Source organism: Streptomyces sp. NPDC025784 (assembly GCF_055558435.1).
On record NZ_JBVHMN010000024.1, the window covers coordinates 141,215 to 165,477 of the forward strand.

At 72.0% G+C, this 24,263-nt stretch carries 21 protein-coding genes; 9 read left to right on the forward strand and 12 right to left on the reverse strand.

Annotation, left to right across the window (positions count from 1 at the left end; all coding sequences use genetic code 11):
• Positions 1-329: 329 nt before the first annotated feature.
• Entirely contained in the window at positions 330-932 is a 603-nt protein-coding gene (locus tag ACZ4IF_RS38605; protein WP_345647917.1) for a hypothetical protein, read from the reverse strand.
• Positions 933-1,217: 285 nt separating this feature from the next.
• On the opposite strand from ACZ4IF_RS38605, the gene ACZ4IF_RS38610 reads away from it, so the two are divergent.
• Entirely contained in the window at positions 1,218-4,004 is a 2,787-nt protein-coding gene (locus ACZ4IF_RS38610) for a penicillin acylase family protein (RefSeq protein WP_467571933.1), read from the forward strand.
• Positions 4,005-4,082: 78 nt separating this feature from the next.
• Here ACZ4IF_RS38610 and ACZ4IF_RS38615 read toward each other — a convergent pair whose 3' ends face one another.
• Both ACZ4IF_RS38615 and ACZ4IF_RS38620 read right to left on the reverse strand, forming a co-directional pair.
• The gene (locus tag ACZ4IF_RS38615; protein ID WP_467571937.1) at positions 4,083-5,399 is read right to left on the reverse strand and encodes a serine-threonine protein kinase; all 1,317 of its coding nucleotides are present in this window, start codon (positions 5,397-5,399) and stop codon (positions 4,083-4,085) included.
• Between the two features lie 86 nt (positions 5,400-5,485).
• A complete protein-coding gene (locus tag ACZ4IF_RS38620) occupies positions 5,486-6,763 on the reverse strand; it encodes an exo-beta-N-acetylmuramidase NamZ family protein (protein WP_467571940.1) in 1,278 nt (425 codons plus the stop codon).
• Between the two features lie 484 nt (positions 6,764-7,247).
• Between ACZ4IF_RS38620 and ACZ4IF_RS38625 the strand changes: the two genes are divergently transcribed.
• From ACZ4IF_RS38625 to ACZ4IF_RS38635, 3 genes are read left to right on the forward strand one after another with little or no spacing between them, the layout of a single operon-like run.
• A complete protein-coding gene (locus tag ACZ4IF_RS38625; protein WP_467571943.1) occupies positions 7,248-8,012 on the forward strand; it encodes an SDR family oxidoreductase in 765 nt (254 codons plus the stop codon).
• Positions 8,009-9,676 (forward strand): class I adenylate-forming enzyme family protein, encoded by a 1,668-nt coding sequence (locus ACZ4IF_RS38630; RefSeq protein ID WP_467571946.1) that lies wholly within the window; start codon positions 8,009-8,011, stop codon positions 9,674-9,676. The genes ACZ4IF_RS38625 and ACZ4IF_RS38630 overlap by 4 nt, the downstream gene beginning before the upstream one ends.
• 41 nt (positions 9,677-9,717) lie before the next feature.
• The gene (locus tag ACZ4IF_RS38635) at positions 9,718-10,311 is read left to right on the forward strand and encodes a TetR/AcrR family transcriptional regulator (RefSeq protein ID WP_028801670.1); all 594 of its coding nucleotides are present in this window, start codon (positions 9,718-9,720) and stop codon (positions 10,309-10,311) included.
• 211 nt (positions 10,312-10,522) lie between these two features.
• On the opposite strand, the gene ACZ4IF_RS38640 is transcribed toward ACZ4IF_RS38635, so the two are convergent.
• From ACZ4IF_RS38640 to ACZ4IF_RS38670, 7 genes are all read right to left on the reverse strand, one after another.
• The gene (locus ACZ4IF_RS38640; protein WP_467571950.1) at positions 10,523-11,737 is read right to left on the reverse strand and encodes an acyl-CoA dehydrogenase family protein; all 1,215 of its coding nucleotides are present in this window, start codon (positions 11,735-11,737) and stop codon (positions 10,523-10,525) included.
• Between the two features lie 6 nt (positions 11,738-11,743).
• A complete protein-coding gene (locus tag ACZ4IF_RS38645) occupies positions 11,744-12,766 on the reverse strand; it encodes a phosphotransferase family protein (RefSeq protein WP_345647893.1) in 1,023 nt (340 codons plus the stop codon).
• A 179-nt stretch (positions 12,767-12,945) separates the two neighbouring features.
• Positions 12,946-13,242, reverse strand: a complete 297-nt coding sequence (locus tag ACZ4IF_RS38650) for a hypothetical protein (RefSeq protein WP_359492573.1) — start codon at positions 13,240-13,242, stop codon at positions 12,946-12,948.
• Between the two features lie 336 nt (positions 13,243-13,578).
• Positions 13,579-13,908 carry a DUF202 domain-containing protein gene (locus ACZ4IF_RS38655; RefSeq protein WP_467571953.1) on the reverse strand — a complete coding sequence of 110 codons (330 nt, stop codon included), beginning with the start codon at positions 13,906-13,908 and terminating at the stop codon, positions 13,579-13,581.
• Positions 13,905-14,297, reverse strand: a complete 393-nt coding sequence (locus tag ACZ4IF_RS38660; protein WP_467571956.1) for a YidH family protein — start codon at positions 14,295-14,297, stop codon at positions 13,905-13,907. Before ACZ4IF_RS38660 ends, ACZ4IF_RS38655 begins: the two co-directional genes overlap by 4 nt.
• Before the next feature lie 222 nt (positions 14,298-14,519).
• Complete coding sequence (locus ACZ4IF_RS38665) at positions 14,520-15,035, reverse strand: NUDIX hydrolase (protein ID WP_467571959.1); 516 nt, start codon at positions 15,033-15,035, stop codon at positions 14,520-14,522.
• 138 nt (positions 15,036-15,173) lie between these two features.
• Positions 15,174-16,067 carry a DMT family transporter gene (locus ACZ4IF_RS38670; RefSeq protein ID WP_095933235.1) on the reverse strand — a complete coding sequence of 298 codons (894 nt, stop codon included), beginning with the start codon at positions 16,065-16,067 and terminating at the stop codon, positions 15,174-15,176.
• Positions 16,068-16,350: 283 nt separating this feature from the next.
• Between ACZ4IF_RS38670 and ACZ4IF_RS38675 the strand changes: the two genes are divergently transcribed.
• The 5 genes from ACZ4IF_RS38675 to ACZ4IF_RS38695 all read left to right on the forward strand — a co-directional run bounded on the left by ACZ4IF_RS38675 (position 16,351) and on the right by ACZ4IF_RS38695 (position 22,287).
• On the forward strand, positions 16,351-18,006 hold the full coding sequence (locus ACZ4IF_RS38675) for an FAD-binding dehydrogenase (RefSeq protein ID WP_467571962.1): 1,656 nt from the start codon (positions 16,351-16,353) through the stop codon (positions 18,004-18,006).
• Between the two features lie 163 nt (positions 18,007-18,169).
• Complete coding sequence (locus tag ACZ4IF_RS38680; protein WP_467571964.1) at positions 18,170-19,120, forward strand: hypothetical protein; 951 nt, start codon at positions 18,170-18,172, stop codon at positions 19,118-19,120.
• A gap of 61 nt (positions 19,121-19,181) precedes the next feature.
• Entirely contained in the window at positions 19,182-20,747 is a 1,566-nt protein-coding gene (locus ACZ4IF_RS38685; RefSeq protein ID WP_467571967.1) for an APC family permease, read from the forward strand.
• Between the two features lie 114 nt (positions 20,748-20,861).
• On the forward strand, positions 20,862-21,659 hold the full coding sequence (locus tag ACZ4IF_RS38690; RefSeq protein WP_467571971.1) for a molybdopterin-dependent oxidoreductase: 798 nt from the start codon (positions 20,862-20,864) through the stop codon (positions 21,657-21,659).
• On the forward strand, positions 21,643-22,287 hold the full coding sequence (locus tag ACZ4IF_RS38695; RefSeq protein WP_467571973.1) for a cytochrome b/b6 domain-containing protein: 645 nt from the start codon (positions 21,643-21,645) through the stop codon (positions 22,285-22,287). Before ACZ4IF_RS38690 ends, ACZ4IF_RS38695 begins: the two co-directional genes overlap by 17 nt.
• A gap of 18 nt (positions 22,288-22,305) precedes the next feature.
• Here the strand turns inward: ACZ4IF_RS38695 and ACZ4IF_RS38700 are convergent, their stop codons facing one another.
• Together ACZ4IF_RS38700 and ACZ4IF_RS38705 are read right to left on the reverse strand one after the other, a co-directional pair.
• Positions 22,306-23,331 (reverse strand): L-idonate 5-dehydrogenase, encoded by a 1,026-nt coding sequence (locus ACZ4IF_RS38700; protein ID WP_467571976.1) that lies wholly within the window; start codon positions 23,329-23,331, stop codon positions 22,306-22,308.
• 13 nt (positions 23,332-23,344) lie between these two features.
• Positions 23,345-24,103, reverse strand: coding sequence for an SDR family oxidoreductase (locus ACZ4IF_RS38705; protein WP_467571979.1), 759 nt, complete (start codon positions 24,101-24,103; stop codon positions 23,345-23,347).
• Positions 24,104-24,263: the final 160 nt, after the last annotated feature.

A 24,263-nucleotide genomic window follows, 5' to 3' on the forward strand; every position in this document is an offset into this window, starting at 1 on the left:
CGTGGGCGGCCCCGGGAGCGCCCTGCGCCGAGTTGACCCGAAGAGGCGCGCCGCCCCACCGTTTGGACAGGCCTCAGGGCGGCCCCGCACAACCGCCGATCGGCGGGCGGCGCCCAGGGGATCGGCGAGTCGCGGGCGGCGCCGAGGGGATCGGCGAGCCGCGGCCGGCCCCGGTCGGCGGTCCGGGCCAGGTGGCCCCACGGCGTCGACGGGTTTCAGGGACGGCCCCGGAAGGGCGACGGCCCTCGGCGGCCCAGGGCGACCGGTGGGTCGGCGGGCCAAGCCCGTTCGCGCGGGGGTGCGGCTCCGTCGACGCACCCCCGTCCTGCTCAGGCCGACATCAGCAGCCGTCCACGCCTGGACTCCGCCAGGGCCTCGGGTGTCAGAACGGGCCGCGGCACCACGATTCCGCAGCTCGTGCAGACGGGTCCCGACGACGGCTCGTGGGCCAGGTCGTACCTCCAGGTGAGGCGCTCCCCGGCGCACACCGGGCAGACCGTGCCCGGCTCGCGCTCCAGCGCGGCGATCAGCCTGCGCAGCACCTCGGCCAGTGGTTCACGGGGATGTACGCGGGGGTCGTCGCACCATGCGACGCCGAAGCCGCCCCAGGTCAGCCGGTGCCAGTCGTCGACACTGCCCGGCCTGCGCAGTCCGTCGTGCTTCTCCTTCTTGCGACGCTGCGCGAACTCGACCTCGTAGGCGAGCCAGACGGAGCGGGCCTCCTCCAACTCCTCCAGCGCGGCCACGAGCCGCGCCGGATCGGGGGACCGGTCCTCCGGACCGAACCCGGCCCGGGAGCACAGATGGTCCCAGGTCGCCCGGTGCCCATAAGGGGCGAACCTCTCAAGGCACTTGCGCAGCGAGTAACGCCGCAGTGCCAGATCGCACCTCGGATCCCGCACCTGTCTCGCCAGACTCCGGAAACCCGCCATCGCCCTGCACCTCCGTCACACCTGCACCTGAACTTCGGTCACTTCGGCGTCGTCGTACGGACGTCGCCGAATAGACGTATCGACAAGCGATTCGGCTCCATCCTTTTTCCGATGACCGCCACCAGCCGACCGCCGAGTCCCTCCCGGCCTGCCTCCCACCGCTGTCAGCCGCCTGTCGACGGCCCGGTCCGGGTGCGATGAATCCAAAAAACTGACGCATGTTCATCTTCCAACTCGGGGATACCGGCGGTAACGTCCGGCCCACCCCCGTCGGGAGGAGCTGCCATGCCACGGCGCACCCCACGTACCGTCCTCGACAGACTGAGAACTCCCCGTCGATTCCCCAAGTTCCTCAAGAGCGCATCCGTATGCGTGCTCATTGCCGGTCTTTTGTCACCGCTTTCCCAGGCGGCGGCGACCGCGGCACCCTCGGCCGCCGCCACGAACGACTACTGCGGCGGCCAGTGCTCCGACATCCTCCCGCCCGGTGAGAACGGCAACGCGACCCTCGTCGAGATCCTGCTCAACCAGGCCTTCGGCACCCAGCCGGGCCACGCGGAGGACCAGCTCGCCCCCTACGGCGACCTGGCCAAGGGCTACTCCGGGCTCACCGACGCCAAGATCAACAACTTCTTCAACGACGCGTCCTTCGGCGTCCCTTCGGACCAGGTCGCCTCCACCACCAAGCCGCGCAGCGACGTGACGATCGTGCGGGACAAGAAGACGGGCGTCCCGCACATCACCGGCACCACCCGCTACGGCACCGAGTTCGGCGCGGGGTACGCCGCCGCCCAGGACCGGCTGTGGCTGATGGACGTCTTCCGGCACGTCGGACGCGGCCAGCTGACCTCGTTCGCCGGCGGAGCCCCGTCCAACCAGGGGCTGGAGCAGGAGTTCTGGCGCAACGCCCCCTATACCGAGGCGGACCTCCAGGCCCAGATCGACAACGCCACCGCCCAGGCCGGTGAGCGCGGCAAGCAGGCACTCGCCGACGCCAACGCCTACGTCGCCGGCATCAACGCCTACATCGACGCCTCCGACAGCGGTCGCTACTTCCCCGGCGAGTACGTCCTGACCGGACACAAGGACTCCATCACCAACGCCGGCACCATCGACCACTTCAAGCTCACCGACCTGGTCGCACTCGCCTCCGTCATCGGTGCGCTCTTCGGCTCCGGAGGCGGCGGCGAGGTCAACAACGCCCTCTCGCTGCTCGCCGCCCAGTCCAAGTACGGCGTGGTGGAGGGCACCAAGGTCTGGGAGTCCTTCCGGCAGCGCAACGACCCGGAGGCCGTGCTCACCGTCCACGACGGCCAGAGCTTCCCGTACGCCGTCAAACCGGACGACGCCCAGGGCCAGGCCCTGCCCGACGCCGGTTCGGTGACCCGGGAGCCGCTCGTCTACGACCGCACCGGCAGCGCGGGGACCGCCGCCGCCACCGGCGCCTCCGCGACGGCCGCCAAGACCTCCGTCAGCTCGGCGAAGCGCGGCATGTCCAACGCCCTCGTGGTGAGCGGCAAGCACACGGCGAGCGGCCACCCGATCGCCGTCTTCGGCCCGCAGACCGGCTACTTCGCGCCGCAGCTGCTCATGCTCCAGGAGATCCAGGGGCCGGGCCTGAGCGCCCGCGGCGCCTCCTTCGCAGGCCTGAGCATGTACGTCGAACTCGGCCGCGGCCAGGACTACTCCTGGAGCGCCACGACGTCGGGCCAGGACATCATCGACACCTACGCCGTCGAGCTGTGCCAGGACGACTACCACTACCTGTACCACGGCACCTGCACGGCGATGGACAAGGTCGAGCGGACCAACTCCTGGAAGCCCACCGTCGCCGACGGCACCGCGGCGGGCTCGTACCGGATGCAGGTCTACCGGACCAAGTACGGCCCCGTGGAATACCGCGCGACCGTCGGCGGGAAGAAGGTCGCCTACACCACGCTGCGCTCGTCCTTCATGCACGAGGCCGACTCGATCATCGGCTTCCAGATGCTCAACGACCCCGACTACGTGAAGAGCCCGCAGACCTTCCAGAGCGCGGTGCAGCACATCAACTACACCTTCAACTGGTTCTACGCCGACTCCTCGCACACCGCGTACTACAACAGCGGGGACAACCCGGTGCGCGCCACCGGTGTCGACGCCGACTTCCCGGTGTGGGCGCAGCCCGCGTACGAGTGGCGGAACTGGGACGCCGCGACGAACACCGCCCAGTACACCCCGGCCTCCGCGCACCCCAACTCCGTGGACCAGGACTACTACATCTCCTGGAACAACAAGCAGGCCAAGGACTACGCCGCGGCCCCGTGGGGCGAGGGCTCGGTGCATCGCGGCAACCTCCTGGAGGACCGCGTCAAGAAGCTCGTCTCCGCGGGCGGAGTGACCAGGTCCGCGCTGGTGAAGGCCATGGCCGACGCGGCCCTCGCCGACCTGCGGGCCGAGGACGTGCTGCCGAAGCTGCTGAAGGTGATCAACAGCTCGACGGTCACCGACCCCGCCGCCGCGGCGGCGGTGAGCAAGCTCTCGGCCTGGGTCACGGCCGGCGCGAAGCGCACGGAGACCTCGGCCGGATCCCACACGTACGCCGACGCCGACGCGATCCGCATCCTGGACGCGTGGTGGCCGCTGCTGGTGAAGGCGGAGTTCGAGCCGGTCCTCGGCAGCGACCTGTACGCCGCGTTCACCGGCAGCATCCCCGTCGACGAGGCGCCCTCGGCCGGGCACGGACCGACCGGCTCGCACGCCGGAAGCTCCTTCCAGTACGGCTGGTGGAGCTATGTCGACAAGGACATCCGGGCCGTGCTCGGCGAGTCGGTGCAGGGCGGCCTGACGCAGAAGTACTGCGGTTCCGGCAGCCTCGGTGCCTGCCGTGACGCACTGATCAGCACCCTGAAGGATGCCGCGAGCAGGACCGCCGCCCAGGTCTACCCCGGCGACGACCAGTGCTCGGCGGGCGACCAGTGGTGCGCCGACTCGATCGTCCAGCGCACCCTCGGCGGCATCAAGCACGGCAAGATCAGCTGGCAGAACCGGCCGACCTACCAGCAGGTGGTCGAGTACACCTCGCACCGGTAGCCGGCCGGCACGAGAACGCCGGCGGCCCCAGGGGTCGCCGGCGTCCTCACGGGCGGAGGTGTCCCCGCGGGCGGCGGGTCAGCGGACGCGGCCCGCCGCCAGCACCAGCTGCGCCAGTTCCCGGTGGCAGATGTCGCTGTGGGCCCCGGAGGGCGCACCGCCGCGCCGGACCACGGCCGCCGCGTCCACGTTGACGCAGCCGGCGGCGGGCAGTCGCGTGCGCAGGGCCTCGGCCAGCGCGTACTTCTTCGTCCCGGGCACCGCCTGCACCCCGTCGTGCCCCATCGCACCCCACTTGGCGCCCAGCAGCCGGTCGAGGCCGAACTCCGCCGTGGCCGTCCGGGAGTCGCCGGCCATCCGCGAGGCCAGCGGATAGATCTTCCCGAGCGCCGCGTCGAAGTGGGAGTAGCAGCACACCAGGGGGCCGTCGACGCGGTGGTGCTGGCCGTCGAGCACACCGCTCGCCCGCGGGTCGTGCGGCAGCCGTGCGGCGAACGCGTAGTGCGAGAAGGCCCCTTGGAGCAGGGTCACCGACTTCACGGAACGCACGCCCTGCGGCAGCCCCCGCAGGGCGAAGGAGACCAGCCGCCCGCCGAAGCTGTGCCCGACGAGGTGGACACGCACGTCCGGGGCCCCCTGCGCGAGTTGGCCCACGGCCCGCCCGAGCCCGCGCTCGCCGACCGTCCCCGCGCGCCGCTTCATCGCGTAGTACGTGGCCTGGCGCAGCAGTTCGTGCGCACCGTCCCACAACCGGGGCAGCGCGAAGGCCTCACCGTCCCCGGGCCCGGCGAGCGCCCGCGCGAACTCGTCGCACACCGCCGCCGTGTCCCCGAAGAGCATCAGCGGATCGCCCTCCGGCACACCTTCCGCCAGCGTGTCCGCGGCGAAGGACGTCTGCGGCCCCTGCGGCCGGACCTCGACGAGCAGCCGCACGAGACGGCCGAACTCCTCCAGCGAGGCGCCCTCGTCCGGCTGCTGGTCCAGCAGCCGCGCGATCTGCTCGACCACCGTCGCCCGCCCGGGGAAGACCTCCAGGAGCGCGTGCCGGGTGTTCTTGTCCAGCACCGGCTGCGCGGTCGCCGTGTCCTGCGCGGCCACCGGCCGGGGGAAGTCGGGAATCGGCTCGTCCGAGAACCGCATCGACGGCCACACCACACCCACGTACCCCAGGCGCGCGTTCGGGGCGAGTGCGGGGACGGGTTCGAAGAAGCGGCTGTAGAGACGGGTCGCACCCGAGCGGTCGTTGTTCCAGCCGTGCGCGAAGACGATCAGATCGCGGACCCCTCGCCGGGGCACCTCCGCGAGCAGTCGGTCGAGCTCCCGGCCGTCGGCGTCCCCGTCCGCGTCGAAGGTGAGTTCCCAGTAGGGAGAGACACTCACTTCCGGATCGGCCATGACAGACCCCCTCGTCCCCCGTGGGCGGTGCGATACGGGCGCATCGTCCTACCAGGGCACGAGGTTGGCCATACGTCACGCCTCACTCACCTGTAGACGAGATACTCCTTGCGCATCTGCCGGAAGGCCTTGAGCTCGTCCTGCCAGGCCGCCACGACCTCGTCGGCCGTCGCCCCGGCGTCGATCTTCGTGCGTACCAGGGTCGAGCCCGTGAGCTTGTCGATCCAGTTGTCGGAGCGCCAGGCGAAGCCGCTCCAGACCTGCTTGGCCGTCACGAGCAGCGCGATGCCGGTGCGAACGGGGTCGAAGGCGGCCCGGTCGTGCACATGGATCTGCACGCCCCCGATGGTCTTGCCCTGGAACTTGGAGAACGTGGGGGCGAAGTACGCCTCCCTGAAGTGCACGCCGGGCAGTCCGAGACGTTCCGCCGCCGCGGCCCACCGCCCGTCGACGCCCTCGGCGCCGAGCAGCTCGAACGGGCGGGTGGTGCCCCGGCCCTCCGACAGGTTGGTGCCCTCGAAGAGACAGGATCCCGAGTAGACCAGGGCGGTGTCGGGCGTCGGCATGTTCGGGCTCGGCGGCACCCACGGCAGCCCGGAGGCGTCGTAGAAGTCCGAGCGCTTCCAGTCGGACATCAGGACCGTGTCCAGCTTCACCGGCGTCGTCAGGAACTCCTTGTTGAACAGCCGCGCCAGTTCCGCCACGGTCATCCCGTGCGCCTGGGAGACGGGCTGCCGTCCGACGAAGGTCGCGAACTCCTTGTGCAGGACGGGCCCGAGGGCGTCCCGCCCGGTCACCGGGTTCGGCCGGTCCAGCACCACGAAGCGCTTGCCGGCGAGCTGCGCGGCCTCCATGCAGTCGTACAGCGTCCAGATGTAGGTGTAGAAGCGGGCGCCCACGTCCTGGATGTCGAAGACCACGGTGTCCACACCGGAGGCGGTGAAGACGTCGGCGAGCGGCTGCCCGCTCTTCTGGTACGTGTCGTAGACGGGGAGCCCGGTCGCCGGGTCGTCGTAGCGGCCCTCGGAACCACCGGCCTGCGCGGTGCCGCGGAAGCCGTGCTCGGGACCGAAGACGGCGATCACGTTCACCCGGGCGTCGGCGTGCATGACGTCGACGATGTGCCGGACGTCGCGGGTGACGCCCGTCGGGTTGGTGACCACGCCGACCCGCTCGCCGTCCAGCAGCGCGTAGCCGTCCCCTTCGAGGCGCTCGAAGCCGGTGCGCAGTTTGGCGCGGCCGCCCGGGGCCGCCGCGGCCGGTACCGGAGCCAGGGCCGCCGCGGCGGTGCCGGCGGCGAGGACAGCCCGTCTGGACAGGGGGGTGCCCCCACGTCGTGCGGAGCCGGAAGCGTCGGGGCGCATGGTGTGACCTCCGTGATCGCGGAAGCTGGCATGGGCACGCTACGCGCTCCGCGGGGCGATCCGGAATACCGCGGGCGCGGCCCGGACGCCGCCCGCCGCCCGGCGAGGGTGCCGCCGGGCCGCGGCGGTGTGCCGGGCTCGACTCCCGTCCCGCACCGCGGTGCCGTCCCGGGTGAGGCCGCGCACGTCGCACCCGGATCACTACACACTGCCCGGGATCCGCGGACGACGCCCGTCGTACCGTGTGGGATTCGCCCACCCGGGGTTCCGCGCGCGTCCGGGGGGCCGACGTCGTCGGGATGCGCGGCGGGAGGCACGGTGTCGTCGGGGAGCGGCGGCCGGGAGCGTCGCCTCGCCTCGGGGAGCCGCGCAGATCACACCGCCAGGGCCTCCCGCGACGCCGGACACCTCTTCCCTCGCAACATACCGACTGGTTAGTCTGGCGCTGCAGCAGAGCCGATTCGCGTCGCGTCGAAGGAGACCGATGGTGGAAGCCGTGCAGGATGCCCGAGTGGTCGTCACCGGAGCGGGAGGCGGTATCGGAGCCGCCCTGGCCCGGCGCTTCGCCGCCGAGGGGGCCAGGGTCGTCGTGAACGACCTGGACGCCGCCAAGGCCCGGGCCGTGGCCGACGAGATCGGCGCCGTCGCGGTCCCGGGCGACGCGTCCAGGATCGTCACGGAGGCGCGCGACGCCCTCGGCGGCACGATCGACGTCTACTGCGCCAACGCCGGTCTCGCCTCCGCCGGCACCGAGGCCGCCGGCGAGAAGGTCTGGGAGCTCGCCTGGGACGTCAACGTGATGGCCCACGTACGTGCCGCCCAGGAGCTGCTCCCGGCCTGGCTGGAGCGCGGCAGCGGCCGCTTCGTCTCGACCGTCTCCGCCGCCGGACTGCTCACCATGATCGGCGCCGCACCCTACAGCGTCACCAAGCACGGCGCGTACGCCTTCGCCGAATGGCTCTCCCTGACGTACCGCCACCGCGGCCTCAAGGTCCACGCGATCTGTCCGCAGGGCGTGCGCACCGATATGCTCGACGCCACCGGAAGCGCCGGTGACCTGGTGCTCCAGCCCACCGCCATCGAGCCCGAGGACGTCGCCGACGCGCTCTTCAAGGGCATCGAGGAGGACCGCTTCCTGATCCTGCCGCACCCCGAGGTCGCCGGGTTCTACGCGGCACGGGCCGCGGACCCCGACCGCTGGATGACGAACATGAACCACATCCAGCAGAAGTGGGAGGCGGGCCGGTGACCACTTCCGTCTACGCCGCCCAGCCGTGGCTGGCGCTGCTCGACGAGGCCCAGCGTGCCCCCGTGAGCCCGCCCGACACCCTGGTGCACGCGGTCCGCGCGGCCGTGGCGCACACCCCCGACCGCACCGCGCTCGCCTACTTCGACGGCCGGCTCAGCTACCGCGAGATCGACGTGCTGAGCGACTCCGTCGCCGGGCACCTCGCCGCCGGCGGCCTGGAGCGCGGCGACCGGGTCGCGATCCTGCTCCAGAACTCCCCGCAGTTCGTGGTCGCCCTGCTCGGCGCCTGGAAGGCCGGCGCGACCGTCGTCCCCGTCAACCCGATGTACAAGTCGGCCGAGGTCCGGCATGTGCTCGACGACGCCGCGGTCGTCGCCCTCGTCTGCTCCGACCGGGCCTGGGACGCCTATCTGCGGGAGACGGCCGCCGACTCCTCCGTACGCCTCGTCCTGACGGCGTGCGAGCTGGACCTCCAGACGCGCAACGACACCCGCGTCCTGAACTTCGAGCGGCTGCCCGCCGCCGCGGGCACCGCCGACCTCGTGGACGTCGCCCGGCAGGGCCACCCGGCACCCGGCGGCCGTGACCTCGGACCCGCCGACATCGCCCTGATCAGCTACACCTCCGGCACGAGCGGCACCCCCAAGGGAGCCACCAACACGCACGGCAACATCATGTACAACGCCGAGCGGCAGCGGACCGGCCTCGGCCTGCCCGAGTCGCCCGTGTACTTCGCGATGGCACCGCTGTTCCACATCACCGGCATGGTCTGCCAGCTCGCCGCCTGTCTCAACAGCCGGGGCACGCTCGTCCTCGCCTACCGCTTCGAGCCGGGGGTCGTCCTCGACGCGTTCGCCGAGCACGCGCCCCACTACACCGTCGGCCCGTCGACCGCCTTCATGGCCCTGGCCGCCCACCCGGCGGTCACCCCCGGGCACTTCGCCTCCTTCACGGTCATCTCCTCCGGCGGCGCCCCGCTGCCGCCCGCCCTCGTCGAGAAGTTCCGGGCCGGCTTCGGGCCGTACATCCGCAACGGCTACGGCCTCACCGAGTGCACCGCGCCCTGCGCCTCCGTGCCACCGAGCCGCGAGGCGCCGGTGGACCCGGTCTCGGGGACGCTCGCGGTGGGTGTGCCCGGCCCCGACACCGTCGTCCGCATCGTCGACGACCTCGGGCAGGAAGTGCCCTTCGGAGAGCAGGGCGAGATCGTCGTTCGGGGACCGCAGGTCGTCCCCGGCTACTGGCACCGTCCCGAGGCCACCGCGGAGACCTTCCCTGACGGCGAGCTGCGCACCGGAGACATCGGCTTCATGGACGCCGACGGCTGGCTGTACGTGGTCGACCGCAAGAAGGACATGATCAACGCGTCCGGTTTCAAGGTGTGGCCCCGCGAGGTCGAGGACGTCCTCTACACCCATCCGGCGGTCCGCGAGGCGGCCGTGGTCGGGGTGCCGGACGGCTACCGCGGCGAGACCGTCAAGGCGTACATCAGCCTGCGTCCGGGCGCCGAGGAGGACCCCGACGCGCTCGCCGCGTACTGCAAGGAGAGACTGGCCGCCTACAAATACCCGCGGGAGGTGGAGATCCTCCCCGACCTGCCGAAGACGGCAAGTGGGAAGATCCTCCGTCGGGAACTGCGTTCCCGCTCCCATGAGTCCCAGTAGACGACAACGCGAAGACAACCCTCGGAAGGCAGGTGGCGGCAGTGCCCAGGACGACGGACGGTGACGGCACGCCCGTCCCGCAGCGGCTCTTGGCCGCCGCCACCCGGCTCTTCGCGGAGCAGGGGTACGACCGGACCTCCGTGCAGGAGATCGTGGAGGCGGCCGGCGTCACCAAGGGGGCGCTGTACCACTACTTCGGGTCCAAGGACGACCTCCTGCACGAGGTCTACGCGCGCGTGCTGCGCATCCAGCAGGAGCGGCTGGACGCCTTCGCCGACGCGGACGCGCCCGTCGAGGAGCGGTTGCGCGGGGCCGCGGCCGACGTCGTCGTCACGACGATCGACAACCTCGACGACGCGTCGATCTTCTTCCGCTCCATGCACCACCTCAGCCCCGAGAAGCACAAGCAGGTGCGTGCGGAACGGCGGCGCTACCACGAGCGCTTCCGCGCGCTGATCGAGGAGGGCCAGAAGAAGGGCGTCTTCTCCACGGCCACGCCCGCGGACCTGGTCGTCGACTACCACTTCGGCTCCGTGCACCACCTGTCCACGTGGTACCGCCCCGACGGCCCGCTCACCCCCCAGCAGGTCGCCGACCACCTGGCCGACCTGCTGCTGCGCGCCCTGCGCCCGTAGCCGGGCTCCGTTCCCGGGGGCTCCGACCGGCCAGACCTCCGATCGGCCTGGACGACCTCGTCCTCGATCGCCGGACGAGCCGGGAGCCTCCGGCTCCGGGCGGCGGAAGTTCAGCGCCTCCGGCGCTCGACGAGCAGGGTCCGGGACGGGCAGGGGCGGAGCGGGCGAGGACCCCGTGGGGCCCGCCCCTCCGCCCCCGCGGAGCCCGGTGTCACAGGTACTGCTTGATCTCCCGCCGCGCCAGCGACCGCTGGTGCACCTCGTCCGGGCCGTCGGCCAGCTTCAGCGTGCGCGCGCTCGCCCACAGCTCCGCCAGCGGGAAGTCCTGGCTGACGCCCCCGGCCCCGTGCAACTGCACGGCCTTGTCGAGGATGTCGACCACGGTACGAGGCGTGGCGATCTTGATGGCCTGGATCTCGGTGTGCGCACCCTTGTTGCCGACCGTGTCCATCATCCACGCGGTTTTCAGCACCAGCAGCCGCAGCTGCTCGACGGCGACCCGGGCATCGGCGATCCAGTTCTGCACGACGCCCTGCTGGGCGAGCGGCTTGCCGAACGCCGTACGGGACACGGCCCGCCGGCACATCAGCTCGATCGCCCGCTCGGCCATGCCGATCAGCCGCATGCAGTGGTGGATCCGCCCCGGCCCGAGCCGTGCCTGGGCGATGGCGAAGCCGCCGCCCTCCTCGCCGACCAGGTTGCCGACGGGCACCCGCACCTGGTCGAAGACGACCTCGGCGTGGCCTCCGTGCGAGTGGTCCTCGTAGCCGTACACCTGCATGGCACGCCGGACCTCGACGCCCGGGGTGTCGCGCGGCACCAGCACCATCGACTGCTGACGGCGGATGTCGGACCCCTCGGGGTCCGTCTTGCCCATCACGATGAAGATCCTGCAGTCCGGGTTCATCGCCCCGGAGATGTACCACTTGCGGCCGGTGATGACGTACTCGTCGCCGTCCCGCCGGATGTGCGTGGTGATGTTCGTGGCGTCGGAGGAGGCCACCTCCGGCTCGGTCATCGCGAACGCCGAGCGGATCTCACCGGCGAGCAGCGGCTCCAGCCACTGCTTCTTCTGCTGCTCGTCGCCGAACTGCGCGAGCACCTCCATGTTCCCGGTGTCGGGCGCGGCGCAGTTCAGCGCGGTGGGCGCCAGGTGCGGGCTGCGGCCGGTGATCTCGGCGAGCGGCGCGTACTGGAGGTTGGTCAGCCCGGCGCCGTACTCCGAATCGGGCAGGAAGAGGTTCCACAGGCCCTGCCTGCGAGCCTCGGCCTTCAGCTCCCCGACGACGGCCGGGGTGTCCCAGGGCGACGCCAGCCGGGCGCGCTGCTCCTCGGCGACGGCCTCCGCCGGATAGACGTACTCGTCCATGAAGGCGAGCAGCTTGGCGCGCAGCTCCTCGGTGCGTGCGTCGAATGCGAAGTCCATGGCGGATCAGCCTTCCTGAAGGGTGGTCAGGCCGTGCTCGATGAAGAAGGGCACCAGCTCGCCGATGCGGTCGAAGCCGGCGCCGACCGTCTGGCCGAGCGTGTAGCGGTAGTGGATGCCCTCCAGGATCACGGCGAGCTTGAACCAGGCGAAGGCCGTGTACCAGGAGACGGCGGACACGTCGCGCCCCGAGCGCGCGGCGTACCGCTCGACGAGCTCGGCCGGGTCGGGGTGCCCGGCGGCCGAGGCGGTCGTGCTGATGGGGGAGTTCGGCAGGTCCAGCGGCGCGCTGTACATCACCAGCAGGCCGAGGTCGGTGAGCGGATCGCCGAGCGTGGACATCTCCCAGTCGAGGATGGCCTTGATGCGGTCGTCGGTGCCGATCAGCACGTTGTCGAGCCGGTAGTCGCCGTGCACCACGGCGGGCGCCGGGGAATGCGGCAGCTCGCGTCCCAGGGCGGCGTGCAGCTCGTCGATCCCCGCGAGCTCACGGTTCCTGGACGCGTCCAGCTGCTTGCCCCAGCGGCGCAGTTGCCGGTCGAGGAAGCCCTCCGGGCGGCCGAAGTCGCCGAGGCCCACTTCCTCCGGGTCGACCGCGTGCAGCTCGACCAGCGTGTCCACCAGCCCGAGGACGGCGTCGCGGGTGCGCTGCGCGCCGAGCGGGGCGAGCTGCTGCGCCGTGCGGTAGGGCGTTCCCTCCACGAACTCCATGACGTAGAACGGCGCACCGAGCACCGACTCGTCCTCGCACAGCAGCAGCGGGGCGGGTACCGGCACGGCCGTCGGGTGCAGGGCGCTGATCACCCGGTGCTCGCGCTTCATGTCGTGCGCGGTGGCCAGCACATGGCCCAGCGGAGGCCGTCGGACGACCCACTTCGCGGTGCCGTCGGTGACCGCGTAGGTGAGGTTCGACCGTCCGCCTTCGATCAGCCGGCCGGTCAGGGGGCCGTGCACCAGTCCCGGGCGCTCACGGTCGAGCAGGCCGCGCAGCTGGTCGAGATCGAGACCTGGCGGGTGGTCTGGGCTCATCATTGCTCCTACGCACATGGAAACCGGATGTCGACCATGATGCCGACCGGTCGGTATGTCGTCCAGTGGGTGCGCGAAACGTGATCGGCGTCTCCCCGGGGCCGCGCGGGACGTGCGGGCCGCGCGGCCGAGGGGAGACGCCGTGAGGGGGTGCCGGGTCGGCGCCGGGAGGCGACTGCTCAGTGGTCGTCCCAGTGCCCGTCGTGCCGGGCGTGCCGGTGGCCGTCGTGCAGGTAGTCGAGGTGGTCGCCGTGCGCCACGGCCGTGTGGCCGCAGCCCTCGCCGTGCTGGTGTGCGTGCTCCTCGTGCGCGACGTGGCCGCTCGGCTCGCACTCGTCCCAGTGTCCGGAGTGCTCGCGATGCAGGTGTCCGTCGTGCGCGTAGTCGACGTGGTCCCCGTGCCGCACCTGGGGGTGACCGCAGTCCGGGCCGTGGGTGTGCTCGTGGGTCGGGTGCTCCTGGTGAAGGGTGGTCATGCTGCTCACCTTCGGAAGTGGCGTGGAATGACGACTCAGGCTAGCGCCGCAAAAAGGGGCAATCGTGCGTTTTAGGTCATGCGTGCCGTCCATGTACTCCGGAGGGTCGAGACCGTCGCACGCCCGCGCAGCCGACGCGCCCGACGGGCCGGGCCACCGGACGGGGTGTCCCGCCGGTGACTCGCCCCGTCGTCGTGGGCCGACGAGTGGACCCGTCACAGGGCCTACTGGGGGTTTACCGGGGGGCCGACCGAGGGGCAGACCGGGGGACCGACCGGAGCGGCGGACCCGGGGCACGTGAAGGGAGTGACCCCGGAGCACCGGCGGCACTCTTCCTCAGAACACGAGCGCCAGCGCGCACACGGCCAGCGCCACCGTGCACAGGGCCGCCGCGGTCGCGTGCCGGGGCGCGAGTGCCGCCGGGCCGCTCGGGCCGGCCGTCGACAGGGTCCGGATGCGGTGATGCGCCAGCGTCAGGAAGCCCAGCCACAGCGCGCAGCACAGCGCACAGGCCAGCAGGCCGGCCACCGAGCGGCCACCGTGCAGCGCCGTCTTCATGGCGAGCAGGGCGGCGACCGTGCTCGACAGGGTCGTCCGCCGCCAGGCGAGGCGGGTGCGCTCCGGCTGGAGGCCCGGGTCCCGCTCGTCCTGGGCCTGCGAGGTCACCCCGCCCACCCGGCGAGCACCACGAACACCATCGCGAGCGCGACGACGGCGACGGCGATGCTCAGCAGCGCCGGGAAGCGGGACACCGGCAGGTCGTCGCCGCGGCGCATGGCGCGCTCGCAGCGCACCCAGTGATTGACGGCGCGCAGCGAGCAGAGCACGCCCGCGCCCAGCAGGGCGAGCGCGAGGCCCACGCGCCAGGCCCAGCGCAGGTCCGGCAGGAACTGGTCCACCGCGAAGCCGCCGCCGATCAGCGCGAGCGCCGTGCGCAGCCAGGCGAGGAAGGTCCGCTCGTTCGCCAGCGAGAACCGGTAGTCCGGTGTCCCGCCCTCCTGGCGGATCTCCTGGGGCGCGAACCACAACCGGACATTCCGCACGAGTTCGATCACGCCCAGGACCCTACCGGTCCGGTGCGGGGAGCATCCCGGGCCCTCTGCCCGCTCTGTTCGGCCCCTCCGTCCGAGGCGGTCCGCTGCCCGGCGCTGCGCGAGGCCCGCCCTCGGTCCGCTGCCCGGCTACTCCATCCGAGGCTCGGCCTCGTGGCCCGCTGCCCGGCCCCTTCCGTCCGAGGCGGTATGCGGCACGGCCCGCGGTCCGCCCCGCCCGGTTCCTCAGTCCGCCGCGCGGTGCTCCTTGAGCCGCTCGTAGGCGGCCAGGCCGTCCGGGACCCACGTCCAGTCCGCCAGACGGCTCTCCAGCTCCTCGTCGGAGAGGAAGTCGTGCCAGGCGACCTCCTCCACCTGCGGGTTCACCGGCAGTTCGCAGCGGACCTCGTACACGGCCGACCACCAGCTCTGCCCGGCACCGTCGTCGTAGAGGAACTTGAACAGCGGCACGGGCCGGGGGAGCCCCTGGACGCCGAGCTCCTCCTCCGCCTCACGCAGCGCGGCGCCGTCGTAGGACTCGCCCGCGCCCACGACCCCGCCGACGAACATGTCGTAGAAGGAGGGGAAGACCAGCTTCGTGGACGTGCGGCGATGGACGAAGACACGGCCCTCGGCGTCCCGCGCCAGGACGAAAACGGCCCGGTGGCGCAGCCCGCGCGCGTACGCCTCCCCTCGCCGGGACTGCCCGATGACCTGGTCGTTCTCGTCCACGATGTCGAGGATCTCGTCGGCGGCGCTCATGCCTCCATCCAAGCAGTCCGGGGCGACGCGCGGGCGGTGTGCCCGCCGTCCGGTGCGCAGGTCCCGCATCCCGCGTGGTCCGCGCCGTCCGGACCGGCCCCCGCTCCTGTGCGGTCGGCGTCGTCCGGCGCGTGCTCCTCAACGCGGCTGGAGGTCCCGCGACCGCTCCGTCTCCGAGGTGCCGGCGGGCATCGCCGGGTGCAGTCCCAGCAGCACGATGCCCACCACGACGGCGGCGAGGCCCGCGGCCTCCCAGGCGAGCGCCCCGGCGTCCATGCGCAGCCGGTCCCCGAGGAAGCCCACCCCGCAGACGATGCCGGCGATCGGCTGGGCCGCGGTGAGCGCGGGCAGCGACATCCGCAGCGGCGCGGTCTCGAAGGCGCTCTGGACCAGGATCAGACCGGTCACGCCGAGCACCAGCACCACGTAGGGCTGCCAGCCGGTGAGCAGTTCGCCCCAGCCGCCCTCGCCGAACCGTTGTCCGCTGACCCGGGTCAGCGCGTCCTGGACGCCGTACAGCAGTCCCGCGGCGAGGGCGAGCAGCACCGGAGCCGCGCTCAGCCGGGACCGTTTGGCGTACGTGGTGAGGAGCAGGGCGAGGCCGATCATGATCCCGATGATCAGCCAGTGGCGCAGCGGATCGGTGACGGCGTCGCCGCCTTCCGGCTGTCCGGCCACGATGAACGCGGTGACCCCGCCCGCGAGCAGCGCGAGCCCGGCCCATCCCTGCCGTCCCAGCGGCTGTTTCGTCTGGTGGCGGGAGAGGGCGAGCGCGAAGAGGAGGTTCGTCGCGAGGAGCGGTTCCACGAGCGAGAGCTCGCCCTTGCCCAGGGCGATGGCACCGAGGACCAGGCCGCAGACCATGAGCCCTATGCCGCCGAGCCAGCGCGGGACGCGGATCAGGTCGAGCAGCAGCCGGGGGGAGAGGAAGTCGCTGAGCGGCGCGTGCGAGGCCGCGTTCTGCTGGAGCACGAAGCCGAAGCCGAGACAGCAGGCCGCGCTCACGGCAAGGATCAGAACGAGAACCGACACGCTGAGTACCTCTTGACGTCAGGCGGGCCACGGTTGCGTTCCCGCCGACTGTAGTGCCATGGGCCGGGGCCTGCCCCCGGGAGTACCCGGAATCAGGCAGTTGACTCGGTCACTCTTCTTGCCGAAGGATCTGACCGACCAGTAACAAGCTGTGGTCGACGGCGACGTCAACCTCCACCAATGTCTCATCAACCAGCGACGAAGCCGATCGGTTCGTGACAAACGTCATGAATCCCCCCATGACGACCGATCCGACCAGTCGGAATGCCGAGAGGACGGGCCCATGGCCTACGACGCAGATGTGATCGTGATCGGAGCGGGCCTCGCCGGGCTCGCGGCGACCGCGGAGCTCGTCGACGCGGGCCGCAGGGTGATCCTCCTCGACCAGGAGCCCGAGCAGTCGATCGGCGGGCAGGCGCACTGGTCGTTCGGCGGTCTCTTCTTCGTCGACTCGCCCGAGCAGCGCCGCATGCGGATCAAGGACAGCCACGCGCTCGCCCTCCAGGACTGGATGGGCACGGCCGCCTTCGACCGCCCCGAGGACCACTGGCCCCGGCAGTGGGCGGAGGCCTACGTCGACTTCGCGGCCGGTGAGAAGCGGTCCTGGCTGCACCGGCAGGGCGTGCGGTTCTTCCCCGTGGTGGGCTGGGCCGAGCGCGGCGGCTACGACGCCAACGGGCACGGCAACTCGGTACCCCGCTTCCACATCACCTGGGGCACCGGGCCCGGCCTCGTCGCACCCTTCGAGCGGCGGGTGCGGGCGGGTGCCGCCCGCGGTCTGGTGCAGCTGAAGTTCCGCCACCGTGTCACGGGCCTGTCCCGCAGCGAAGGCTCCGTGGACACCGTCACCGGCGAGATCCTGGAACCGTCCGGCATCGAACGCGGTCAGGCCAGCAGCCGCAAGGTCACCGGTGCCTTCGAGTTCAAGGCCCAGGCGGTGATCGTCACGTCGGGCGGCATCGGCGGCAACCACGACCTCGTCCGGGCCAACTGGCCGGAGCGGCTGGGCAGCCCGCCCGAGCGGATGATCGCCGGCGTGCCCGCGCACGTGGACGGCAGGATGCTGGGGATCGCCGAGGAGGCCGGTGCCCGCCTCATCAACCGCGACCGGATGTGGCACTACACCGAGGGCATCCAGAACTGGAACCCGATCTGGGAGAACCACGGCATCCGTATCCTCCCGGGCCCGTCCTCCCTGTGGCTCGACGCGCGCGGCAACCGCCTGCCGGTGCCGCTCTTCCCCGGCTTCGACACGCTGGGCACGCTCGAACACATCATGCGCACCGGATACGACCACACGTGGTTCGTGCTCGACCAGCGGATCATCGGCAAGGAGTTCGCGCTCTCCGGCTCGGAGCAGAACCCGGACCTGACCGGCAAGTCGGTCAAGGATGTGATCGGCCGGGCGCGCGCCGACGTGCCGGGCCCGGTCAAGGCCTTCATGGACCACGGGGCGGACTTCGTCGTGGAGAAGGACCTCGGGGCGCTGGTGCGCGGGATGAACGCGCTCACGAAGGAACCGCTCATCGACGAGGCCGCGCTGCGCCACGAGATCGTCGCCCGCGACCGCGAGATCGCCAACCCGTTCACCAAGGACCTCCAGGTCACGGCGATCCACGGTGCCCGCAGGTTCCTCGGCGACCGGCTGATCCGCACGGCCGCGCCGCACCGCATCCTCGATCCCAAGGCGGGACCGCTGATCGCCGTCCGGCTCAACATCCTCACCCGCAAGACGCTCGGAGGCCTGGAGACGGACCTCTCCTCGCGTGTGCTCACGGAGGGCGGTGACCCGCTGGAGGGCGTGTACGCCGCCGGTGAGGCCGCCGGGTTCGGCGGCGGCGGGGTTCACGGCTACCGGTCGCTCGAGGGCACCTTCCTCGGCGGCTGCCTGTTCTCCGGGCGTACCGCGGGCCGGGCGGCGGCCAAGGCGGTCGGCTGACCGCGAAGCGGAGCGCCGACAGCGGGCCGCGGGGGCAACCCCGCGGCCCGCACGGGGAGTTGACACGTGTAGCGGACCGGCCGCCCTTGACGTGAAGCCTTGGCTGCCGGTTGGCTGTGCGTGATCGGCTCCCGACGAACCGCGCCTGTGAGGACGACCCGCGGTGTCACCACCCCCGCCTCCCCTCGGCCGCGGTCGCAAGCGCGCGGCCCATGCCTTCGACCCCGCGCTCGACGACGCCGAAGTCGTCACGGCACGTGCCGCGTTGAACCAGGGCCGCTGGACCGCCGTGCGCGCACTGCTGACCGCGACCGGCGACGACTGGGACCGCCGCGGCCACCGCGTCACCGTGCTGGCCCAGGCACCCGCCGCGCTCGCCTGGTTCCGCGACTGGCAGCTCGCGGAACCCGAGTCCGCCGACGCCGCCGTGCTCGTCGGCTGTGCCACCGTCCAGCGCGCGCTGGACGGCAAGGTGCGGCCGGAGCGCGCCCGCGAGGCCTGCCACGCCGCCGCGCAGCTCGCGCCCGCCGACCCCACGCCGTGGCTCGGCCTGCTCGTCCTGGAGCGGACCCTCGGCACCGAGGACGAGGTGGTGCGGCTCTTCGACGAGGTCCGCCACCGCTACCCCGACCACCATCACGCCCACCATCTGATGGTGGCCCGGCTCGCCGAGCGCCGTGCCGCCGCGGGCCAGGACCCACTGCACGAGGTCTACGACTTCGCCAACTGGGCCGCCGAACAGGCCCCCGCCGACTCGCCCCTGGCCGTTCTGCCGGTCGTCGCGCACGCCGAGCGTTACCGCGTGCTCGCGGGCGCCGGCAGCGAACCCGCCGACCCGGTCGCCTCCGGGCACTGGGTCGGACGCCGGGCCCGCCAGGTGATGAAGGCCGCCTTCGACTGGTGGCTGGAGTGGGAGCACGAGGACCACCCGCGCCGCCTGGTCGACCTGAACTTCCTCGCCCACGCCAAGTTCTGCGAGGGGCGCGGCGCCGAGGCCGCCGCCCTGTTCCACCGCATCGGCGAGCACGCCACCGAGGCGCCGTGGTCGTACCCCGACCGCGACCCCCACCGAGCCTTCCGTGCCGCACGCGACAGCGCGCTCGGCACGGTCTGAACAGCACCTCCGCGAGACCCGCGACCCCCGGAAAACCGCACACCCGAAAGGACGACCCGCGATGACGACGGGCAGTTCGAGCACATCGAGTACGTCGAGCACGGGCAGACCGGACGCCGACGGCGCCGGCATCAGCACGTTCAAGGGACAGGACCGCGCGCTGCGCGCCGACCGGCTGGGCACGGGGGGACTGCTGCTGTCCGTCCTCGCCGCCACCGCGCCCCTCATGGTGGTCGCGGGTGTCATGCCCACCACATTCGCGGTGATGGGCATCGTCGGGCAGCCGCTGCTCTTCGTCATCCTCGGCGTGGTCCTCGTGCTCTTCAGCGTCGGATACGCCGAGATGAGCCGGCACGTCCACAACGCGGGCGCCTTCTACGCGTACATCTCGCGCGGCCTCGGCGGCACCGCGGGCGCGGCGGCGGCCCTCGTCGCCCTCGTCGCCTACAACGCCCTCCAGGTCGGCATCTACGGCATCTTCGGCTTCGAGGTCTCCGGACTCTTCTCCACCTACCTCGACCTCGAGATCGCCTGGTGGATCCCCGCGCTGGCGGCCGTCCTGCTCGTCGGCGCGCTCGGCTGGCTGAAGATCGACGTCAACGCGCGCGTGCTGGGTGTCCTGCTCGTCATCGAGGTGGTCCTCGTCGTCATCTTCGACATCGCCGCGGTCGCCGACCCGGCGAAGGAAGGACTGTCGCTGCACGCCTTCAACCCGGACACGCTCACCGGCGCGGGCGTCGGCACCGCGCTGTGCTTCTGCATCGCGGCCTTCCTCGGCTTCGAACAGGCCCCGGTGTACGCGGAGGAGACCAGCCGTCCGCACATCCTGGTGCCGCGCGTGATGTTCCTCGCCGTCGGCGGCGTCGCCGTGTTCTTCGCGCTCAGCTGCTGGGCGCTCACCGTGGCCACCGGCCCCTCGGGCATCGTCGGAGCCTCCCAGAAACAGAGCGCGGGCCTGCTCTTCTTCCTCACCGAGTCACGGCTCGGCGGCACCTTCACCGACGTGCTGCACATCCTGTTCGTGACCGGCATGTTCGCCGCCATGCTCAGCTTCCACAACGTCGTCGCGCGATACGCCTTCGCCATGGGCCGGGAAGGCCTGCTGCCCGCGGCCTTCGGACGCACCACCGGATCGACCGGCGCCCCCGGTTCCGGCTCGCTGCTGCAGACCGCGGTGTCCCTGGTGTTCGTGATCGCCTTCGCGGTCGCCGACGACAAGCCCACCGGTGACCCGACCGCACCCGTGCTGCACCTGTTCACCTGGGGCGGCAACATCGGCGCGCTCGGCGTCATCGTGCTGATGGCGATCGCCTCGCTCTCCGTCATCGTCTTCTTCGCCCGGCGCGGTGCCGCGGGCGCCCAGGCCTGGCGCCTGGTCACCTCGGCGCTCGCGGGCATCGCCCTGCTCGTCATCGCGGTCTACACCGTCAAGGACTTCGACGTCCTCGTCGGCGCGGGCCCGGACTCCTCGCTGAGCTGGCTGCTGCCGTCGATCATCGGGGCCGCCCTGGTGATCGGTATCGTCCAGGGGCTCGTGCTGCGCGCCCGCAAGCCCGAGGCGCACGCCCGCATCGGTCTCGGAAACGAGGCGTTCCAGCTGGACAAGGCGGCCGAATCCGCGTCCTGACACCGCCACGCCGGACCGGGTCCACCGGGACGGCCCGTGGGAAAAGATGACGGAACTCTGACGGGCACCCGCCACCGCTGGCTTTTTGGGGGTCGCGGGTGCTCGAATCAGTGTGTGAAGCCAGAACGACCCGAGGAGCCGGGCCCGGACCGCGAAGCGAGGCCGGTCGACGAACCGGCCGGGGAACCGGACCCCGAACCGCCCGAGGAGCGCGGTGTGCCGATCGGCCGCCGGGTCCTGCTCGGCACGCTCGGACTCGGCGCGCTGGGCGTCCTCGCCGCGTCCCCGCTCCAGCGCGCCCTCGAATCCTTCCTCGCCGGGGCCTCGGAGAAGGACCCCACGGGCCTCACCGGCCTGCTGCCCAACGGCGGCGGCTTCCGCTACTACTCGGTGGCGTCGTCCGTCCCGCACAGGACCGCCGCCGACTACCGCCTCACCGTCGACGGCCTGGTCGACCGCCCGAGGAGCTACACCCTCGCCGACCTGCGTGCCCTGCCGCAGACCCGCCTCGTGCACGACGTCCAGTGCGTCACCGGCTGGCGGGTGCCGGGCACCCCCTTCGAGGGCGTACGCCTGTCCCACCTCCTCGACGCCGCCGGAGTGCGTTCCTCCGCCGGGGCGATCCGCTTCACGTGCTTCGACGGGACGTACACCGAGAGCCTCACGCTGAAGCAGGCCCGCCGCTCCGACGTGCTGGTGGCGCTGCGGATGCAGGACAAGCCCCTCGGCCACGACCACGGCGGCCCGGTCCGGCTCTACGTCGCCCCGATGTATTTCTACAAGTCCGCCAAGTGGCTCTCCGGCATCACCGTCACCGAGGACGTCCGTCCCGGGTACTGGGAGGAACGGGGCTACGACGTCGACGCCTGGGTCGGCCGCTCGAACGGACGCGACGATGAACCCACGAGTTGACGACACCCCCGCCCGGCCGGCGCACGTCGGGTCCTCCGCACGCGTACGGCGCTTCAGCCGTGCGGAGCGCTGGGTGCACCGGACGACGGCCGTGCTCATGGGCACCTGCGTGATCACCGCGGCGTTCCTGTACATCCCCGAGTTCGCCGCGCTCGTCGGGCGCCGCGAGCTGGTGGTGAGGGTCCACGAGTGGGCGGGACTGCTGCTGCCCGTGCCGGTCCTCGCGGGACTCGCCTCCCGCGCCTTCCGCGCCGACCTGGGTTTCCTGAACCGCTTCGGGCCGCACGACCGGGTCTGGCTGCGGGCGGCCCTGCGACGCGACAAACGCCGTCAGTCGCGTCCCGCCGGCAAGTTCAACGCGGGGCAGAAGGTCTACGCCGCCTGGATCGCCGGCGCCACGCTGGTGATGCTGGGCACCGGCCTGCTGATGTGGTTCACCCATCTCACCCCGTTGATCTGGCGGACCTCGGCCACCTTCGTGCACGACTGGCTGGCCCTGACGATCGGCATCGTCCTCGCCGGACACATCGGGATGGCGCTGGGCGACCCGGAGGCCCGCCGCGGACTGCGCACCGGATCGGTGAGCCGCCTGTGGGCGGACCGGGAGCACCCGCTGTGGCGCCCCTGAGCGGCCGGGTCCCGGTGCTCAGGAGGCGAAGTCCAGCAGCACCTTGCAGGACCGGCTCCGGTCGGCGGCGAGGGCGAACGCCGACTCCGCGTCCCGCACCGGCACCACGGCGCTGACCAGTTCGTCGAAGGCGGGCTCCGCCGCGAGCAGGGCCAGTGCGTCGTCGAACTCGGCGCCGAAGCGGAACGCGCCCCGCAGTTCGATCTCCCGGCTCACCAGCAGATTCCCCGCGAACGGGCTCCGGCCGGGCGGCAGCATGCCCAGTTGCACGACGACCGCGCCGCGCCGCACCAGGCGCAGACAGGTGTCCAGGCCCGCGGCGACCCCCGACGCCTCGACGGCGACGTCGACCTCGGCGGGCCACGAGGGGTCGTCGGGATCGTCGGCCCGTACGACCGCGTCGGCTCCGGCCGCGATGGCGTACGACAACGCACGGGGCAGCAGGTCCGTGACGGTGATACGCGCGGCGCCCGCGGCCCGTGCGGCGGCCACCACGAGGCAGCCGATGGGGCCGGCCCCCGTCACCAGCACATGCCGGCCCGTCACGTCCCCGGCCCGCCGCACCGCGTGCAGCGCGACGGAGAGCGGCTCGGCGAGGGCGGCCCGCCGCAGGTCCAGCTCCGCCGGCAGGGCCCGCAGCTGCCCGGCCGGCACCACGAACCGCGCGGCGAATCCGCCCTGGACGTGCGGGGTGCGTGCCGCGCTGCCCAGGTACCGGGTGTCGCGGCACACGTTCGAGCGGCCGTCGAGGCACTCGGGGCAGGCGCCGCAGGGAGTCGCCGGGTGCACCGCGACCGGCGTGCCCGGCGCGGGCCCGCGGGCCCCGGCACCGTACGAGACCACGGTGCCGACCACCTCGTGGCCTAGCACCATCGGCTCCCGGAGCCGGAAGTCCCCGACCCCGCCGTGCCGCCAGTAGTGCAGGTCGGAACCGCACACCCCGCCGTACCGGACGGCGACCAGCGCCAGTCCGGGGCCGGGGGAGGGCACCGGGAGCTCGTCGACCCGCAGGTCGCCCTGTCCGTGGATCACACAGCCGAGCATCGTCACGTCCCTCTCAGAGCACGCTCGTCATACCGCCGTCGACGTACAGCACCTGCCCGCCGACGAAGTCCGCCGCGGGGGAGGCGAGGAAGAGCAGCCCGCCGACCAGGTCGTCGGTACGGCCCCACCGCCCGGCAGGGGTGCGCCGCCGCACCCAGGAACTGAACTCCTCGTCGTCCACGAGCGGCCGGGTGAGCTCGGTCTCGATGTAGCCGGGACCGAGCCCGTTGACCTGCACCCCGTGCGGGCCCCAGTCGGCGCACATGCCCTTGGTGAGCATCTTCAGCGCGCCCTTGGCGGCCGCGTACGGCGCGATGCCCGGGCGGACGACCTCGCTCTGCAGCGAACAGATGTTGATGATCTTTCCGTGGCCGCGCGCGGTCATCCCGCGGGCGGCCTCGCGGCCCACGAGGAACGCACTCGTCAGGTTGGTGTCCAGGACGCGGTGCCAGTCCGCGTCCGTGAACTCCAGGAGCGGGGAGCGCAGTTGCATGCCCGCGTTGTTGACGAGTATGTCCAGCGGGCCCACCCGCTCCTCGACGTCCGCGATGCCCGCGGCCACCGAGGGCCCGTCGGTGACGTCGAACACCGCGGTGCGGACGTCGCCGGGCAGTTCCGCGGCGGCCTCGTCGAGCCGTCGCGCGTCCCGCCCGTTGAGGACCACGGTGCAGCCCGCCTCCAGCAGTCCGCGGGCGAGCGCGAGCCCGATGCCGCGGCTGGAGCCGGTGACCAGCGCCGTGCGGCCGCTGATGTCGAAGAGGGGGTGAGCCATTGCCGTACTCCATGGTTTCCGGCACTCCTGTGGTGCCTACCGGATCACGAGGGACAGGGCTAGATCCAATGCCGTGTAGTTAGGGGCGGGGCTGGTGTGTCAAGCAGTCTGAAGCAGAGATGGAGCTCCTGCTAGAACCGTGTCGACCAAGATCACTGTT